We start from the raw sequence: 17,462 nt of genomic DNA, 5'->3' as shown, positions 1-17,462 counted from the left end.
TAATTATACCAGTGGTATGTTGTCATGTCAATAAATATATTTTTAACCTAAATTAATTTAGTCTCTTTTACCTTAATTACATGTAAAAAAAACACTATCCCTTTAACGGGTAGTGCTTATCTACAAGGATTTAATATCAATACCAATTACTGATATTCTGCATCTCTTTCATTTATGAATTGAGTCATGACTCCAATAATAAAAAGAACTAATTTTACAATAACCTGTGTAACATCATTATTCATGTCATATATATAAATTAAATATTTGGTAAGGTGTAAAGCAGTTGATACAAATCCATCTACATATATATAACTTGTTAAGTCATTAAAATTATGATATAAGAATATAGCTATTGTTCCTAATATAGACGCTCCGGCAAGTGACGTACTTAATATTATAAAAACATTTATATATAGAAAATCCTCATCTAATAATGCAAGTAATTTCTTACCAATATACACTACTGGATAGAGGGATTTCTTTCCCCTAAAACATAATAACATACCTAAACTACTCAATGTTATTAATGTAACAACTACAGATAACATTCTAATCATCTACTTCATTCATTATTTATAATACTTTCTCGAAATGATCTACAACCTCCTGCCAATGAGCATACTCTTTAACATTACGTCTATCCGATAGTATTGAACTATATTTTTCTTTTAAATATCTTCCAACATAAGTTGTAGCTTTTTTAGCACCAAAAATGTTCATATGATCTCCATTATCTCTAAAGTCCCTTGAAAAATCTATTTTGAAATCACTGTCATTTACATTTAAATCTATAAATGGAATATTTAAATCCTTTGACACAAGGTTTATATAATTATGTTTTGCGTAATTCCATGAAGATGCACTAGGAAGCTCTAGAAAAAGGATTTTTATATTATTAGTTCTACATGTCTTAATAAAGTTCTTAAGTTGTTTTAAGTTTCGTCTAGGTATTGGTAGAGGTTTATCATTCTTATTTCCCATATAATTCCCAGCATCATACTTATTAATCTCATCAGAATGAACAAACCCTTTAGTTATATCATATTTCTTAGATCTATTAGGTATTGTATAAAAATCTCTAAATTTTAACTCTTTCCATCTAACATGAAACACAAAAGGAGCAAGCAAAAAATTAGAATCATCTAAAGCTTTATGTCTTTTTTCATAAAGACAGTCAACTTCAAGGATAGCTACTTTTGGAGCTTGAGTCTTGAGTGTCTGCCTTAGCAAACGATTTATATCACCAATTGTCTGTAATACAGTACCAGAAGCATATGATGTATAACCATATTTCTCGTACAATTTTGCTGGTACGAATCCAGCATAAACATCAGAATTTCCATATACCATTACATCAATTGAATTCTCAGGCTCAGCAAGAAAACCCATACCTCTATAATATTTTGTACCACCAGAATCATGAATTGATTTTGGAGAAACAATGAGACATATATACATATATATAATAGCTGTAATAAAAAAACAACTAGAAACGGTTAGAATGATTTTTGATCTTTTCATTAGAAACCTCCATAAATAGGATCAGGTGGAATATAGCCTAACCCATACGCACCAAAAATAACTATAATACAAAACACACAAAAACAAATCCAGTATTTCTTATATGATGAAAGCGCTTCAAATCTGCTTTCTATATCAATATCTTTCAACTTCATAATCACCGACAGTAGTATTACTATGAATGAAAGTATGAATATTATGAAGTCATTAGGTTCAATCGCACTAAAGAGTTGAAACTCTGAACCTCTTGAAAAAACAGACCCTAGCATCTGACGAAAAACCAATAAATTCTCTGCTCTGAACATAAGCATTCCAATACCAACAAGTATAAGAGTTTTTGTTAATCTTAATCCTTTGATAAACCTATTTTCAGAAGTTATATTCTTCTTACTTAATACTCTATTTACCAAAGGAGAAATCACATTAAATATAATCATTAGTACAAAATAGTAAAGTCCATAAACAATATATTTTGAACTTGCACCATGCCAAAGTCCTGTTAAAAACCAAACAAAAAATAAGGGGATGGTTATTGTTAAAAGATTAGCTAAAAAAGCTGGTAGGTTTTTTACTAGGTTCATCAATGCTCTGGAAGTGGATATAGGATAGAATATGTAATCACGGAACCAACCTCCTAGAGATATATGCCATCTTCTCCAGAAATCCCCTACATTCAATGCTAAGAATGGCATATCAAAATTCTTAGCGAGTCCAATCCCAAATATCTTAGCAACTCCTGCTGCTAAATCTATATATCCAGAGAATTCAGCATACAATTGAATTGTATATGCAATAACACCTATAATAACTGTGAAACCTCCATAAGATTCGTAATTCTTGAAGACAGCATCGGATATGATAGCAGCCCTGTTTGCAACCATAAATATCTTGAACATACCCCAAAACATTTGAGCAATACCGTTATATAAGTTATTAATCTTAATCTGCTCTCCACTTGTCATCTGAGGCATAAGGGCATCATATCTTCCAAAAGGTCCTTCATGCATTTGTGGGAAGAAACTTATGAATAAAGCTATTTTAAAGATATTCTTCTCCGATTGATACTTCCCCCTTAAAACATCTACTACATAACTGATTGACTGCAAAGTATAATAAGATATTCCAAGAGGCAGAGCAATCTTAATTACTGGTGCCGAAACATTAATACCTAACCATCCAAGTAGCCCTATACTGGATGATGCAAAGAAATTAAAATACTTCAGTGTTAATAAAATACCTATATTAATAATTACATATATTGCTAAAACAAATCGCTTTTTCTTTTTTATTATTGCCCTAAGTTGTTTTCTTTCTTTCTTTGGAAGTCCTTCTAAGCTGTGTTTTAGGGGAATCCTATCCATTATTATTGCTGCAGAATATGATATCAAAATAGTTACTATCAAAAATATTATTCCAAATCCACAGAATATCCCATAAAATATAAGACTTGAGGCTAGTAATATAATGTAACGCTGTTTGTATGGACAAACAGCATAAATTATAGTAGTTACAAAAGTAAAAATTAATAATAGTATTAAAATAAGATATGGCATATCAATTATTCTCCATCAAGTGATACTACTAGCTTATATATACTCTCTACAGAATTGAAATTCTCAGGTACAAGATGAATTGGTGTAATTTCAATATCAAATTCATAGTTAAGCTTTGCTACAAGTCCTGCTATATTAAGGGATGTTAATATTTTGCCATCTACTAAGTTAGTTGCATTTTTGTAATCTACTCCTGGTATTATTGTTGAAAGAATCTTGTATATTTTTTCCATTCTAATCTACTCCTTTTAATTTAATATAATATTTTTAAGTTTTTTCCTATCTATCTTACCATTGGCATTCTTGGGAAAAATGTCAAAAGCTTTATAATCATGTGGATGCATGTATTCTGGCAATGATTTTTCAGCAATTGCTCTAAGAACACTTGTAATCTCTTCTTTACCTTCATAAGCCAATATTAACTTATCATCTTCACTATCATAGATACAAATTGCAAGCTCTATTCCTTCTACAGCTCCAAAAGCAGCTTCTATCTCTCCAGTTTCAATACGATAGCCCATATGTTTTATCTGAAAATCTTTTCTACCTATATACTCGAACTCACCGTATTCATTTTGTCTTACTAAGTCACCAGTTTTATAAACTATCTCAGGATAATCATTCTGTAATGGATTCTGCACGAAAACCTGAGCAGTCTTTTCTCTATTTTTGTAATATCCCTTAGCTATAAAAGGTCCAGAAACATATAACTCTCCCTCTGCTCCTCTTGGTACTTCATTGCCATTCTCATCCACAACAAACAAACGGCAGTTACTACAAGCTATACCTATAGGTAAAGTCTGTGTATCTAAAAAATCTCGGTTAACAATGTAATATGCACAAATATCTGTAGTTTCAGTAGGTCCAAACAGATTAGCATACATTAAGTGTGGAAAATGCTTTTTCCAATAATTAAGATATTTTAATGGCATGACCTCTCCAGCAAACAGAGCTTTTTCAAGGTACTTAGGTTTACAATATTTGAATAAATCTAATTTAGCTGCAATTCCTAGAGCTGATGGTACCCAATAGATTGTATTTATCCTTCGCTTATTCATAAATTCTATTAGCTTGATTGGGAATGTAAAAAACTCCTTAGGTATCATCTGATATGCACTACCAGTAAAAAACGAAGCAAACATATCAGTAACTGACATACTGAAATAAAGTGGTGTTTGAGAACCAAATACTATTTTCTCATCTATCTTAAAACAAGTAATGAACCAATCAATGTAACTTATAACGTTCTGATGAGTAAGCAACGCACCTTTTGGATTTCCTGTTGACCCTGAAGTAAATATTGAATATGCAGGATCTGTGGAAAGAATCTGAGAACGGACTTTATCAAGCAACTCACTCTTTACTTGTTTTTTCATAATTTCTCCAAAATCCATCTTATGACATTCAACTTGAAAATTATTTACTACGTCATGGAATTCTGATTCATATATGACTGCTGCTGGTGTAAGGGTATCCATTATCTTTGCTAGTCTATCAAAAGGTGAATCACAGTCAAGAACTACATAAAAATTTCCGCTGTACAGAACCCCTAACATAGCAGCAGTAACATTAATATTGCGATTCATAAGAATTGCAATAGGCTTTTTTATCAAATCATTTTCTGCAATTGTAGAACCTATTATTTTAGCCTTTTCTTGTAGTAATTTATAGGTAATCTCAGACTCACTGTCTCCAACAGCTACATTCTCTGGATATAAGCTTACTGTTTTATCAAAAAAATCAAGTATGGTTTTATTCATTTGACTGCTCCTTTATAAATATGGTCTAATATGGGAAAAGCATCATTATTATCACTGCAAACTGATATAACAAGTTTTTCAAAAATATAACTGTTAATATAATAATCATTTACTTTGTCATTCTCAGAAAATATTGGTCTATCACTGTGAATATTATCTATATCTTCTCTTGGTGTCACATCAATTGTATTAATAGGATAATCTATTCCTCTTCCGATACATTTAATAAAACTTTCTTTTCTAGTCCACAGCAAGGTAAATGCTGTATTTCTATCTTTTGATGATTCAATATATTCACTTTCTCTATGAGTAAAAAAATATTTTACAATATTATTATTAAATTCTTGTACCGCCTCGCAATCAACACCAATATTGTATGAATGTTCAGCGGCTATAACAATATACTCCCCAGCATATGAACGACTTACTGAGATATCTGGATAATCCTTCAAGTAAGGTTTTTCACCGATACCTCCACTAAATTTTGAAACAGGAATACCAAAGCTTATGGCGGTGAATTGGGAAGCTGCTTGTTCCGCAGCTAAAAATCGTTTTCTTTTCTTCTTATCAGTAAAAAGTTCTACACGTTCTTGCCTCTCTTTTGGCATTAAAGATACATTGAATCGTTCTGTATTATTTACATCAATATCTTTAATTATTGCTAATACTTTCACAACCTCACCTCCAAGCTATGAACATAGTTTATCATCTTAAAATTAAATTATCTCAAAATAAACATTAAAATTTCTTAAATGTTACATTAAGATTTCTTAATGTTACTCTAATAAAAACAACAAAAAAAGATTGCTTCTCAGACAATCTTAATTCAAATAGTTTATTTACATACTTCAATGATGTATTTACCAATAATATCACTATCTACAATATAATTGGTATGAGTATGATACTTAAAGATTTTTAATATACTATTTTTTACGTTTTCATGAATTAAACAAAGATGTTTTTTAGTAATAACGTCAAAACTTCCTCCAGTTATGTAAGTAGGTACCTTAATTTTTGAAAGGTCAGGCAAAGATATATTGGGTTCTTGTAACATCATCTTAACCTTTTGAGATTTTTTTATTATATATATTAACTTCATCATGAGTCTTGAACAAATCCTCAACCCTTTTGGATTAATGTTAGGACCACTGACAATAAGCTTTGAAAACAAATTCGGATATTCTGACGCAAGCATAAGCCCTACAATTCCTCCATCACTAAAACCATAGTATATAGAATTTTTGATATTAAGCTGATTAATGAATTCATAGATATCCTTAGCATGGTCTTCATAATGCAGCTCAGATACCTTAGAGCTATTTCCATGATCTCGGAAGTCAATAGCATACACAGTAAAATATTCTTGTAAAAGTGAAATTGACCTATTAAAAATCTCGTGTGTTTCACCATTCCCATGAAGCATGATCAAAGGATTTCCTGAACCATATTTTTGATAAAATAAGGTGACTTCATTAACTTTTATTAACATATTATTATTCCTCTTCTGTTAGGGGGAAAGTTATTTCATATACCACAGATAGCCCCTCCAACTTTTCTTGTATAAGTTCAATTGTTCCTCTATGAGCAGTAACGATTTTCTTGACTATAGCCATTCCCAATCCAGAACCTTTCAGTTTGCTACGTGAGGAATCACCCATTGAAAATGGATTAAATATAGTTTTCTTTAGGTCATCAGTAATTCCAATACCATTGTCTCCGATACGAATGATACATTTATCATCTAGTCTTTCTAGAACAAAGGATATGATAGTACCCTTCTCATTATATTTTACAGTATTTGAGATAATATTTTCAAATACACGCTTCATCTGAAATTCGTCCAGCATACAATAAATAACTTCATCTGGTATTTGAATATCAAGCTCAAAACCTAAGAATTCTAGTTCCTCATACTTATCTATGAGATAATTTCTTGCGAATTCACTGATGTTTGTTTTTACAGTCTGGATTTTGAAATCTGGTCTTTCAAGCTTACTATATTCACTGAATGTATTAATAAGCTCTGCTAGTGAATTGGACTTTTTGTATATGGTATTGAGATATTCACTACGCTCGTTGTCGTTTACTTTTTTATCAGCTACAGCTTTTGCATATCCTTGAATAACCGTTATAGGTGTTTTTAAGTCATGAGAAATGTCAGCCAGCATCTTTTGTTTTTCCTGTTCTACCCCAATACGTTTCTTTTCTGTTTCGTGTAATTTCAAAGCCATATCATTGAAGCTGTTACAGATCTCTTCAAATTCTCTAGGTCCTTTGTATTTTATAATCTTATCAGTCTTACCTTCTGCAATGTGCTTTATTGCGTTACCTAAAAGCAAGAGAGGTTCTTTTACTTTTTTATTCAGACTGATTACAAAAAACAATACTGCAACAACAAAAAATACTAGATAAGCAATCCCAATGTAATTAATAACCTTCATAGAGGTATTCAAGTTATCGGAATCAACGTTACGGCAAAAAACCACATTATATGTTTTTCCATTTTTACTAGTATAACTTAACTTTGAGATATTAATATCATCTTTATATTTTCCTGTTAAAAGGTTGAAGTCCGATTCTGAAAGTCTTTTTTCTATATTGGGGATATCTGAGAATAATATATTAAAATTACTATCAAGTATTATATTTGATTTGATAGTATTATCTTCTTCATCTACTGTTTCATATGCAACAATGATGTATTTGTTATCATCTTGACCTATATATTCATCTATTGATATTGTAAGTCCAGCTTCACTCTCCGGTATCAAATCCACTTGCTTCTTAGTTAAAACAAAAGATTCAGCACCTTCACTTCTATAGATTACATTGTTCTTATCATCAAAAACAGTAAAAAAACCGTTTTCTCCAAGTAATCTTTCCCGCTGAAAAGAATCATAATTACCCTCGATAAAAAGCTCTTTACTATCCTCAAAATGGGCAGAATAATAATTAGCAAAATCGAAATATATTACAGCAATTCCGATAATACATGCAATAATAAGAACTGCTAAAACACTCACAGTAAATATGATAAAATTGCGGACTATTATTCCAAAGAAACCCAGCCTTTTATTACTTATCTTCAATTTTATATCCCAAACCTTTCACAGTTTTTATATATTGATTACCATTTCTATTCATACCGATTTTTTCACGCAAGTGAGATATATGCACCGTAACGGAATTATCATCGGTTTCAAAGTATTCACCTTTTATATGTTCTATTATCTGTACTTTTGAAAAGATTCGTTCAGGTACCCTCATTAGTAATGCAAGAATTTTGAATTCTGTAGCTGTCAATGGTATTTCTTGTTCCTGCTTAACCAGGCGGCAGTTGTTTGTATCAAGAGTTAACTCTCCTAGATTCAATATACCACTATTCTTTTCGTTACCACTTAATTGGTAATGCCTTCTTAGAGCAGCATTTACCCTAGCAACAATTTCAAGGGGATTAAATGGCTTAGTTATGTAATCATCAGCACCCATGTTAAGTCCTAGAATTTTATCAATATCTTCATTCTTAGCAGATAAAATCAAGATAGGGATATTACTGATTTTTCTTATTTCACGGGTAAGCTCATAGCCGTCCATTTTTGGCATCATAATATCAAGAATTGCAAGATCAATCTTATTTTCTTTTACTAATGAAAGACCGTCAAGCCCGTTATCTGCAATAAATACCTGATAACCCTCAACCTCAAGATATAATTTTATTACTTTAGATATTTCACAGTTGTCCTCAGCAACAAGAATCGTGTTATGCATATTGTTCCCCTTTACGCTTTTCTAATGTTTTCTTATCAATATTGTAATTAATTATAGCATATAATATACATTGTGATAATATTAATTTCATTTAAGTTTAGTAAATACAAGTAAGTCAGAAAAAGAGTTTTGTTCTGACTTGGTTTATGCAGAATAGTATATGTATATGTTTCACCAGCTACTTGCTCGTCCTGAGCAAAAAGCTGGGTTCGGCGTCCTGCCTCACTACTTCACATATACATATACTATTTTGCAATAAGTCCCTTTCAATATAATCACAAAAACACTTTTTCTTCTATTTAGAAATACTATTAGCTATTTTAGATTTTATTATATAAAAATCCAAGAAATTTTTAGTACTTTTATAATTTATCAACTAATGTGTTCCAGGTAAGTTCTAGGACTCCTGTCATATTTTGCTGCTCATTTGAAACATAGGTTATGACTGCATTCTTATCTGGAAGCATTACAACATAGTTACCATATAAACCATCCATACGATATGAGTTAGGGTATGAGTTCATCCATATTTGATACCCATATCCTTGATGATGATCTTCTGTGGCAAAGTATGGGTTAAAATCACTGGTTTCAATTTGGACAGATGTTGCTTGTTCTATATACCTTGTAGGAATGAGTTGCTTATCCTTCCAAACTCCTTTATCAAGAATTAATTGTCCGAATCTAGATAATTGATCTGCTGTTAAGTGCAGACCAGAAAATCCTTGAGGTATTCCATTTGGACAAGTATCCCATTTTGGTTTTGGGATATTCAAATATTGAAATATCTTTTTATCAAGATATTCATCTAGGCTAGTACCTGTAGTTATTTTTATTATTTTTGAAAGCATATAAGTTGCAGAATTATCATATGTAAAATGAATTCCCGGTTCAAAAACCACTGGTTCATCAAAAAAAAGCTGACAGATATCATGGGTATTTCCATTACTCCAATCCGCCTTTTCAATTGGACATTCTGTATGTCCAGAACCCATACAAAGCAAATCATGTATAGTTATTTTTTTAGTATACTCATTAATTTTTCCTTGTGGAATTTCAGGAAAAAAATCTATGATATGGTCATTAATTTTAAAATAACCTTCAGATATTGCAATCCCAACTCCCATTGACGTAAATGTTTTACTTACCGACCACAATAAAATAGGTTTTTCTTCTACAAAATCGTGTTTAGCAATTATATTACCATCTTGACGAACTACTATATTCAATACGTCAAGGTTTTGTTCTTTAATTGATGAAATAGTATCATTCAATAATTTATTATTCATTATAATCATCTCCATTTAAAAATATATATTACATAATTATATCTTATTATCAGTTGAAAGCATATCATTTTTTTGTTAGTCGAATTTAGTCAGAATAAATTCTTTTTTCTGACTTATAATATTTTTTAATTATTATAAAATTATAAATATTATACTGCATTTATTTTGTAAAATATGGTATATTTATCAGCATTACATTCTGTATAATCAAAATAATGAATGGAGGATTACAGATGACTATATAAAAAAATACCCATATATTGATAAATGTATGCAAAACTGAAAGAACAAGACGATTACTATGTAACCTTAAAAGACTGCTCTTTCGGTGGAAAGTATCCCGTAGCAGCCTTAGTATCATAAGATTTATATCCAGTAAAATATAAGTTAATAATGCTTTTAATCTAATAATTCCTGAACTTTTAAAAACTAGAATTGAGGTGAAATTATTATAGGACAATAGAAATAATATTTTTTTCTGAATAATATTAATATTATAAATAAATATTGCGTCAAAACTAAATATTCGTATTATTTTCACATTATATATTGTTCTATAATTATCTTAGTGTTATCATAAGTAAAGTATTTCGAAATACAATCATTTTTATGAGGAGGAATTTAGATTATGAGTAAGGTTTTTAATGTACAAAAATTCTTTGTACTAACAGCTGTTTTGTTACTGTTAGGGGCATCTACTGTATTTGCTGCATCAGACTATTATGTTGACACTCCAACAGAAATCAATTTAAATTACATCGAAGAATCAATTAAAGATTCTAATAAAGTTACGGATATGGAATATACTGTAGTAGATGATGAAAATGTGCAAGATGTAATAAAACAAAACGTTGACATTTTAAAATTCAACCCATTCAGACTTAGCTTCAGAGATGGACAATATTTATATATAGCTGTCGGATATGGCGAACAAAGAACAGGAGGATATAATATACAAGTAAATGAATTATACGAATCCCAAGATCATATTGTAATCTCAACTGAGTTATTAAGTCCTGGTGAAGATGACATTGTTACTATGAGTATTACGTATCCATATGTAATCATAAGAACAAATGATTTATTCTTGCCAATTTATTATAAGTAAAAACGTTTATTTATTATCATACTTAAGGCAACAGTTTGAATACCCAATATATTACTGGTTTTCAAACTGTTGCCCTTTTATATTACTTACTTCTCTTAACTTCTTTGGTATATAAACACTCTTTATAATATGTATCCTCTTCAATATTAATATCAGTATAAGAAGTAGTTTTTAAAATTATAAGCTGACCTATATTTCCTATAATACTTGCCCCTTCATATACATTGAACTTAGGCATTATTCTATATACACTCAGTCCCATCTCATTAAACTTTTTCATCATTTCAAAAGAATAATCATATGATTTATGGGCAAATGAAAAGAAGATTGGAAGCCCTTTGATTTTCTTAAGTGCAGAAATACCCCTTGATAAAAACAAATGCAACCCATTTATAGTATAAGGTGGATCTGTATAAAAACAATCAAACTTATGAATAAGTTCTTTATTCATACTATTTCTGAGATCCATTTTATGGCACGTTATAGGTAAATCATATTTATGTGATATTTTATTAATATAACCAAGATATCTTTCATCAATATCTATTACATGAATTTCAGATTTACTTTTATAACCATCTCCATATAATTTTCTTAATAATAATCCTAAAGACACACTAACAAGGTCATCATCTCCTACACATAAAATCTTTTTATTTATAAGTGTATTGTTTTTAAGTGCTAATAGACTCCTTTTCAAACTAGTCATGTAAGTACAATGAGTTTGATCAATAGAAAAATCTGGATTAGGTCTACCCTTAAATATTTTTTCTATTATTAGTATTTCTTCTAAGAAAGTTTCTTCAACATTACATAACCCTTTATTAAGTTTATTAAAAAGTACTTTGTTCAAACCTTGATACCCCAAGTCATTTTCAACATAAGCGTTTCCCTTTGGCGTCATGGTTATCCCACTATTCTGTTTCATGATACCAACCTTTATAAACTCTTTCTTGATAGCTACTATTAGTGGTATAGGCAAACATAATTTCCTCGCCAATTCTTTATTTGATATTGGACCTTCAAAATATACATTTATCAAATATTGTTCTATTGCTATGATACCTTCATCAATTGAAACTTTGTTCTCAATTTCCTTTATGTAATCAACTATACTAATCACTCTCCATTTTCATTATTAAACCTTCCATTTTTTCTTTTGAATATGCACCTGCATATTCCATTACTGCATTTAACATATCATCCCTCCTTAAAAAATAAAGGCTATAGGTGCACAGAATACACCTATAGCCTTATATCATTACATTCATATACTATTTTTGCATAAAAAAACCGTGCAAAGCACGGTATTAATAGCAATAATAGATACAAAAATCAAATTATAACTTATTAAAGTAATGTTTTATAAAAATAGCTACCCGTGTTCTTAACCTAACTTAATCTTAAAAGGTACGACAAATAGACCCTATAAAAAATGGTACTTGGAACTTTTAAGATACATATTAAATTCATTTAGTTAAGAACTACTCCACTCATAAAACATCCTCCTATAATAAATTAATCACATTATACATTAAGTAATTATATAATGCAATACTTTCCTAAGAATTATATAACTTAAGTTTTTTTATTTCCAGACCACATACTTATTTCTTTTAATCGTTCAATGATAGGTAGATGTTGTGTACATTCTCTTTCGCATAGGCCACATTCTATACATTCACTTTCCAAACCTTTTTTACCAACTAGAATACCCCATTCAAAAGAATCATTCAAGATATTCTTCATCTGTTCATCAGATTTATGGAAAACATGCTTCTCATTATATAATTGCATGAAACTTGGTATAGGTATACCTTTTGGACATTTATCGCAATAGCCACAACCAGTACATGCTTCATTCATTGATTGACTAACCATTTTTTTGATTCTTTCTAACTCTTGTTCTGACATTGGTTCAGCCTCATCAGCAATCCTGCATGCCATATCTATATGCTCTTTGTTCGTGAATCCATTTAATGCAACTGAAATCTGAGGGCATGATATTACGAATCTTAATGCCGCTTCCGTTGCTGAGCCATTTCCTTCAGCTAAAAAACTAAGTTCTTTCTCATGAGTGGGTATAGCTCCACCAGCCAATGGGTTCATAGCCACAACACCATACCCCATATCATATGCAGTCTGTACACCTTCCCAACGATATGTGAAGTTAAGTATATTCACTCCCAATAAGATTCCATCTATCTTCCCATCATTCAAGATTTTACTTACTTCATTCCCTGTCTGATGAGAAGATAACACAATATGATCAATGAGACCTTCTTTTTGACATTGAAGAAGTCCTTCATATTGTCCACCTGGCTTCATAGCAAGCTCATAATGTTCAAGTTTTCTAACACACCAAATATGATAAAAATCTATTTTCTTGACACCTAATCGTTCAATTGATCGTTTTACTGCCGCAATTGCTTTTTCTGCTGTATCAAATCTTGTAGGCATCCCTTTTGTTGAAACATAAAATTGCCCTGGCATATCTTTAAAAGCCTCACCATATATTAATTCACTGGTATCATTGCAATATCCTGGTGCTGTATCAAAATAGTTAATTCCTTTACTGTTAGCATAACGAACCAACTCTGCATTTTCTTCAATGGACCCTGATTCATCAAATCTCATACCCCCAAAACCAACTGCTGACACTTTTTTCCCAGTCTTTCCATACTCTTTATAGATCATAATATATAACTCCTTCCATAGCCAACTAAAAATGTACTCCTGATTACAAGATTAGTATAAATGCTAGAGTTAACTCTAAGTCAAGAGTTTTATAAGATTAGCTATGATTAATATTATTATTCTCTATAAAGCAATATATAATTAATTACTTTGATATTGTGTCTTTACCATGGATGCAAATATTCCTTGTTGCTCTTTTAGCTGTGAAGGTGTGCCTGTTTCCACTATAGAACCATCTTTGATAACCACTATTTTATCAGCTCCTGAAACAGTTCTCATACGGTGAGCAATAATCAGAACTGTCTTGTTTTTTATAAGCTCACTTAGGGCATTTTGAATTTTACTCTCATTCTCAGTATCAAGGGATGCTGTAGCCTCATCAAGCAAGATGATAGGAGCGTCTTTTAACATCGCTCTAGCTATTGATATACGTTGTCTTTCTCCTCCTGATAACCTCTCTCCATTTTCACCTATCAAGGTATCATATCCTTCTGGAAGCTTATTAATGAACTCATGACACCTGGCAAGCTTAGCAGCCTTGATTACTTCATTATCGGTGGCATCTTTCTTACCAATACGAATGTTATCCATGACACTTGAATTAAAAAGTGTAACATCCTGAAATACTATAGAATAATTGTCTAGAAGAGTCTCTGGATCAACTTGTGAAATATCTTCTCCACCCAAAGAGACAACACCTTTGTCTATATCCCAGAATCGTGCAGCCAGCTTCGCTAGTGTACTCTTACCTCCACCAGAAGGTCCTACAAGGGCTGTCACCTCTCCTTGTTTAGCTATAAAACTTACATTCTTCAATGTTTGCACACCATCTTGATAAGAGAAATCTACATTATTAAATTCAATATCGTAGTTTTTAGGATAAAACTTAGTTTTTCCTTCCTGTCTTGGCATTTCATCCATCTCTTTCATACGTTTAATACGAACGTTCAGAAAGATTAGCAATGCAAAATTATTCATTACGTCCATTATAGGGTTATAAATACGTGCAGACACTACAAGGAAGACAAGGTACGTAAAAATATCTATAGACCCTGTTGATAAAAGATAAGCTCCATAAAGTATAACACTTGGAAGACCAAGCTTTAATAATACATATGACAGATTGATAAACGCACCTATCAAAAGCTCTCCTTTAATAAGATATTTTTCATAATTGTCTAATTTGGAATTTAGATTATCAGAATAAGCTTCTTCTCTATTGTAAGATTTTATTTCATGAGCTGAATCAAGCCCTTCTTGAATTTTATCTGATATATCTCTTTTTATATTATAAAGCTTATAATGCATTTTATCTTGAAACTTTTTAGACAGATAAAAAACTAAAGCTGCAACTGGAACTACCCAAAATACTGCAATAGACAGCCTCCAATTATAAAAGAACAACATAATTCCCATAATTAGAACCGTCAATACTGATGCATATATTTGAGGCACTGAATGTGAAAAAAGCAATTCTACCTGTGTAGCATCTTCCATTATTGTTGAACTAAGGTCAGCAATATCCTTTTTGCCAAAGAAAGCTAGCGGTAATTTCCTTAGTGTTTCAGCTAGACTAATACGTCTTCTTGCACTCTCTTCATATATTTTAGTGTAAGCCGAATCATATTGAAAATAAGCAATAACAAACATTACTATGAAAAATGCTATAGACATAATAACATAATAAAGAATGGTGTTTTTCTGGCTATTTGAAGAGTTCAAAAGCGTACTCATGTATTCATCTAAAAACTTGAAGCTGAGGATTACAGGAACCATAAAGCTAATTTCCATTATTACAGTCCAAATTATTGATCTTAGAAGGTCTTTTGCACCTTTTTCAGACATTGCATATTTATTCTGAAAATATTTAAGCATATTGTCTTCCCCCTTTTACATATTCTTCAGTTTTAATCTTCCAAGCTATAGAGGTTTGGTATTCATCCCACATTTTCTTGTATGTTCCATTTTTCTTAATAAGTTCAACGTGTTTTCCTGATTCTACGATTTTACCATCTTGTATAACCAATATTCTATCCACATTCTGTACACTTGTAAGACGATGAGCAATCATTAAAGTAGTTTTATCACGGCTGACCTCTTTTAAGGCTTTTTGTATTAGATGTTCATTTTCAGGATCTGCAAAAGCGGTAGCCTCATCCAATAGTACAATAGGAGCATTCTTCACAATTGCCCTTGCAAGTGCAATTCTTTGCTGTTCTCCTCCCGAGAGATATGTTCCTTTTGAGCCTATTACAGTGTCAAGTCCATCTTCTAGATTATCTATGATATCTCTGGATTGTGAGAAATCAATTGCTCTATTTACTTCTTTTTCTCCTACATTTTCTTTACCAAAGATTATGTTCTCTCTTAATGAACCTTTGAAAAGCTTGGTACTCTGAAAAACAAATGAAATATTGTCCATAAGTTCTTTTTTAGGAATATCTTTGACATTAATTCCTCCTATTAATATTTCCCCTTCATCTGCATCCCAAAAACGGGCTGCTAATCTGGCTATAGTCGTTTTTCCTCCTCCAGAAGCTCCTACAAGTGCTATAGTTTCACCTTGATTCAATTTGAAGCTGATTTTATCTATAGCACGTTTATCGCTTCCTTCATAAGAAAATACTACATCCTTGAACTCTAAGCTGTGATCTTTTATATTTTTTTCATTACTGGAATAGCTCATGTTAGGATACTCTAAGAGATTATCTAGTCTATCAATAGCTTGCTGGGCAATCAACGTATTTTGCTGAAAATGCATTGATTTCATCAATAACATAGTGAATATAGGAGATATAAGAATGTAAAAAATAAAGTCAGCTAATACAAGTGGAAGATTCTCTCCTCTTCCTATCAAAAAGATAGCCATGGGAACTAAAAAGAATGCTGCTGCTTGCATGATTACAATGTAAAAAGACATTGGTCTTCTCCAAAGAAGAGTGTATGCATGAACCATCTCTTTATATTTAATTATACTGTTATAGAATCGTTTGAAAGAAAATATACTTTGACCAAAGGTTTTTACGACTGGAATACCTCTAATATATTCCACTGATTTTGAACTCATTTCCTCCAATGAATCATAATATTTTCTTTGAAATTCCTTACCTATAGTGGTTGACATGAACTTCATTGTTATAAAACCTAGAATAATCGGAATTAGAGAAGCAATACCCATTCTCCAGTCCACTATAAAAATCAAGGCTATAAGTATAATGGGTGAAACGATACTACCTGCCATATCTGGGAGCTGATGTGCTAAAAATGAATGAGTTGTTCCTGCTCCATCATTGACAATCTTTCGTATTTTTCCACTTGAATTATTATCAAAAAAACCAAGAGGCATAGATATTATTTTTTCCATACCAACTTTTTGCATTCCTACCTCTACACGAAATGCAGCGAGATGCGAGCTTAATAGTGCGCAAAAATATACTACTATTCCTCCCATTGCACTTGCAAAAGCAATCCACGCATAAAAGCCTACATTTGACATATCAATGGATTGGGGCGATGATAGTATATCACGTACTATGTACCATACAAGAACAAAAGGTAAAATGTTAAGTCCTGCTGATACTCCTGACAATACTAATGATAAGGGCAAAAGTGCTTTTTTCTTGCCCATATAAGGTGTAAACCTTTTTAAAATAAATGTTTTTTTATTTTTTGCCATACTGTTGTTCATCCTCCTATTATAAATTTATTTTAAATAAAATGTTAGATATATCTAACTTAATTCCCAAAAAAAATATAAGCT

15 protein-coding genes are annotated in these 17,462 nt (G+C 31.1%); 1 reads left to right on the top strand and 14 read right to left on the bottom strand.

Annotation, left to right across the window (positions count from 1 at the left end; all coding sequences use genetic code 11):
- Window positions 1–146 precede the first annotated feature (146 nt).
- The 10 genes from AACQ14_RS07075 to AACQ14_RS07030 all read right to left on the bottom strand — a co-directional run bounded on the left by AACQ14_RS07075 (window position 147) and on the right by AACQ14_RS07030 (window position 9,897).
- Window positions 147–560 carry a hypothetical protein gene (locus AACQ14_RS07075; protein WP_339362873.1) on the bottom strand — a complete coding sequence of 138 codons (414 nt, stop codon included), beginning with the start codon at window positions 558–560 and terminating at the stop codon, window positions 147–149.
- Window positions 561–576: 16 nt separating this feature from the next.
- The gene (locus AACQ14_RS07070; protein WP_339362872.1) at window positions 577–1,524 is read right to left on the bottom strand and encodes a hypothetical protein; all 948 of its coding nucleotides are present in this window, start codon (window positions 1,522–1,524) and stop codon (window positions 577–579) included.
- Window positions 1,524–2,885 carry an MBOAT family O-acyltransferase gene (locus AACQ14_RS07065; RefSeq protein ID WP_339362871.1) on the bottom strand — a complete coding sequence of 454 codons (1,362 nt, stop codon included), beginning with the start codon at window positions 2,883–2,885 and terminating at the stop codon, window positions 1,524–1,526. The genes AACQ14_RS07070 and AACQ14_RS07065 overlap by 1 nt, the downstream gene beginning before the upstream one ends.
- A 197-nt stretch (window positions 2,886–3,082) precedes the next feature.
- Window positions 3,083–3,310, bottom strand: a complete 228-nt coding sequence (locus tag AACQ14_RS07060; protein WP_339362870.1) for an acyl carrier protein — start codon at window positions 3,308–3,310, stop codon at window positions 3,083–3,085.
- A 15-nt stretch (window positions 3,311–3,325) separates the two neighbouring features.
- Complete coding sequence (locus AACQ14_RS07055; protein WP_339362869.1) at window positions 3,326–4,837, bottom strand: amino acid adenylation domain-containing protein; 1,512 nt, start codon at window positions 4,835–4,837, stop codon at window positions 3,326–3,328.
- Entirely contained in the window at window positions 4,834–5,511 is a 678-nt protein-coding gene (locus tag AACQ14_RS07050; protein WP_339362868.1) for a 4'-phosphopantetheinyl transferase family protein, read from the bottom strand. Before AACQ14_RS07050 ends, AACQ14_RS07055 begins: the two co-directional genes overlap by 4 nt.
- 161 nt (window positions 5,512–5,672) lie before the next feature.
- Window positions 5,673–6,329: an alpha/beta fold hydrolase gene (locus tag AACQ14_RS07045; protein ID WP_339362867.1), complete on the bottom strand. Its 657-nt coding sequence runs from the start codon at window positions 6,327–6,329 to the stop codon at window positions 5,673–5,675.
- 4 nt (window positions 6,330–6,333) lie between these two features.
- Window positions 6,334–7,863 (bottom strand): HAMP domain-containing sensor histidine kinase, encoded by a 1,530-nt coding sequence (locus tag AACQ14_RS07040; RefSeq protein ID WP_339362866.1) that lies wholly within the window; start codon window positions 7,861–7,863, stop codon window positions 6,334–6,336.
- A 52-nt stretch (window positions 7,864–7,915) separates the two neighbouring features.
- Complete coding sequence (locus AACQ14_RS07035) at window positions 7,916–8,608, bottom strand: response regulator transcription factor (protein WP_339362865.1); 693 nt, start codon at window positions 8,606–8,608, stop codon at window positions 7,916–7,918.
- Window positions 8,609–8,970: 362 nt separating this feature from the next.
- Window positions 8,971–9,897 (bottom strand): serine hydrolase domain-containing protein, encoded by a 927-nt coding sequence (locus AACQ14_RS07030; protein ID WP_339362864.1) that lies wholly within the window; start codon window positions 9,895–9,897, stop codon window positions 8,971–8,973.
- Between the two features lie 628 nt (window positions 9,898–10,525).
- Here AACQ14_RS07030 and AACQ14_RS07025 point away from each other — a divergent pair.
- Window positions 10,526–11,005 (top strand): protease complex subunit PrcB family protein, encoded by a 480-nt coding sequence (locus AACQ14_RS07025; protein WP_339362863.1) that lies wholly within the window; start codon window positions 10,526–10,528, stop codon window positions 11,003–11,005.
- 82 nt (window positions 11,006–11,087) lie between these two features.
- Here the strand turns inward: AACQ14_RS07025 and AACQ14_RS07020 are convergent, their stop codons facing one another.
- The 4 genes from AACQ14_RS07020 to AACQ14_RS07005 form a co-directional block, all read right to left on the bottom strand.
- Entirely contained in the window at window positions 11,088–12,128 is a 1,041-nt protein-coding gene (locus tag AACQ14_RS07020) for a bis-aminopropyl spermidine synthase family protein (protein ID WP_339362862.1), read from the bottom strand.
- Window positions 12,129–12,583: 455 nt separating this feature from the next.
- Window positions 12,584–13,702, bottom strand: coding sequence for an aldo/keto reductase (locus tag AACQ14_RS07015; RefSeq protein WP_339362861.1), 1,119 nt, complete (start codon window positions 13,700–13,702; stop codon window positions 12,584–12,586).
- A 141-nt stretch (window positions 13,703–13,843) separates the two neighbouring features.
- Entirely contained in the window at window positions 13,844–15,577 is a 1,734-nt protein-coding gene (locus AACQ14_RS07010) for an ABC transporter ATP-binding protein (RefSeq protein WP_339362860.1), read from the bottom strand.
- Entirely contained in the window at window positions 15,570–17,378 is a 1,809-nt protein-coding gene (locus tag AACQ14_RS07005) for an ABC transporter ATP-binding protein (RefSeq protein ID WP_339362859.1), read from the bottom strand. Before AACQ14_RS07005 ends, AACQ14_RS07010 begins: the two co-directional genes overlap by 8 nt.
- Window positions 17,379–17,462: the final 84 nt, after the last annotated feature.

The organism is Vallitalea maricola, from assembly GCF_036985595.1.
GTDB lineage: Bacteria > Bacillota > Clostridia > Lachnospirales > Vallitaleaceae > Vallitalea > Vallitalea maricola.
The sequence above is the reverse complement of the archived record's forward strand: the minus strand, read 5'-3'. Positions and strand labels throughout refer to the sequence as shown.

Excerpts from the sequence above, each read along its gene's own strand:
- AACQ14_RS07025 (WP_339362863.1), top strand. The coding sequence starts at position 10,526 with ATGAGTAAGGTTTTTAATGTACAAAAATTCTTTGTACTAACAGCTGTT.
- AACQ14_RS07075 (WP_339362873.1), bottom strand. The coding sequence starts at position 560 with ATGATTAGAATGTTATCTGTAGTTGTTACATTAATAACATTGAGTAGT.
- AACQ14_RS07015 (WP_339362861.1), bottom strand. The coding sequence starts at position 13,702 with ATGATCTATAAAGAGTATGGAAAGACTGGGAAAAAAGTGTCAGCAGTT.
- AACQ14_RS07030 (WP_339362864.1), bottom strand. The coding sequence starts at position 9,897 with ATGAATAATAAATTATTGAATGATACTATTTCATCAATTAAAGAACAA.
- AACQ14_RS07055 (WP_339362869.1), bottom strand. The coding sequence starts at position 4,837 with ATGAATAAAACCATACTTGATTTTTTTGATAAAACAGTAAGCTTATAT.
- AACQ14_RS07035 (WP_339362865.1), bottom strand. The coding sequence starts at position 8,608 with ATGCATAACACGATTCTTGTTGCTGAGGACAACTGTGAAATATCTAAA.
- AACQ14_RS07065 (WP_339362871.1), bottom strand. The coding sequence starts at position 2,885 with ATGGATAGGATTCCCCTAAAACACAGCTTAGAAGGACTTCCAAAGAAA.
- AACQ14_RS07060 (WP_339362870.1), bottom strand. The coding sequence starts at position 3,310 with ATGGAAAAAATATACAAGATTCTTTCAACAATAATACCAGGAGTAGAT.
- AACQ14_RS07045 (WP_339362867.1), bottom strand. The coding sequence starts at position 6,329 with ATGTTAATAAAAGTTAATGAAGTCACCTTATTTTATCAAAAATATGGT.
- AACQ14_RS07005 (WP_339362859.1), bottom strand. The coding sequence starts at position 17,378 with ATGGCAAAAAATAAAAAAACATTTATTTTAAAAAGGTTTACACCTTAT.
- AACQ14_RS07010 (WP_339362860.1), bottom strand. The coding sequence starts at position 15,577 with ATGCTTAAATATTTTCAGAATAAATATGCAATGTCTGAAAAAGGTGCA.
- AACQ14_RS07070 (WP_339362872.1), bottom strand. The coding sequence starts at position 1,524 with ATGAAAAGATCAAAAATCATTCTAACCGTTTCTAGTTGTTTTTTTATT.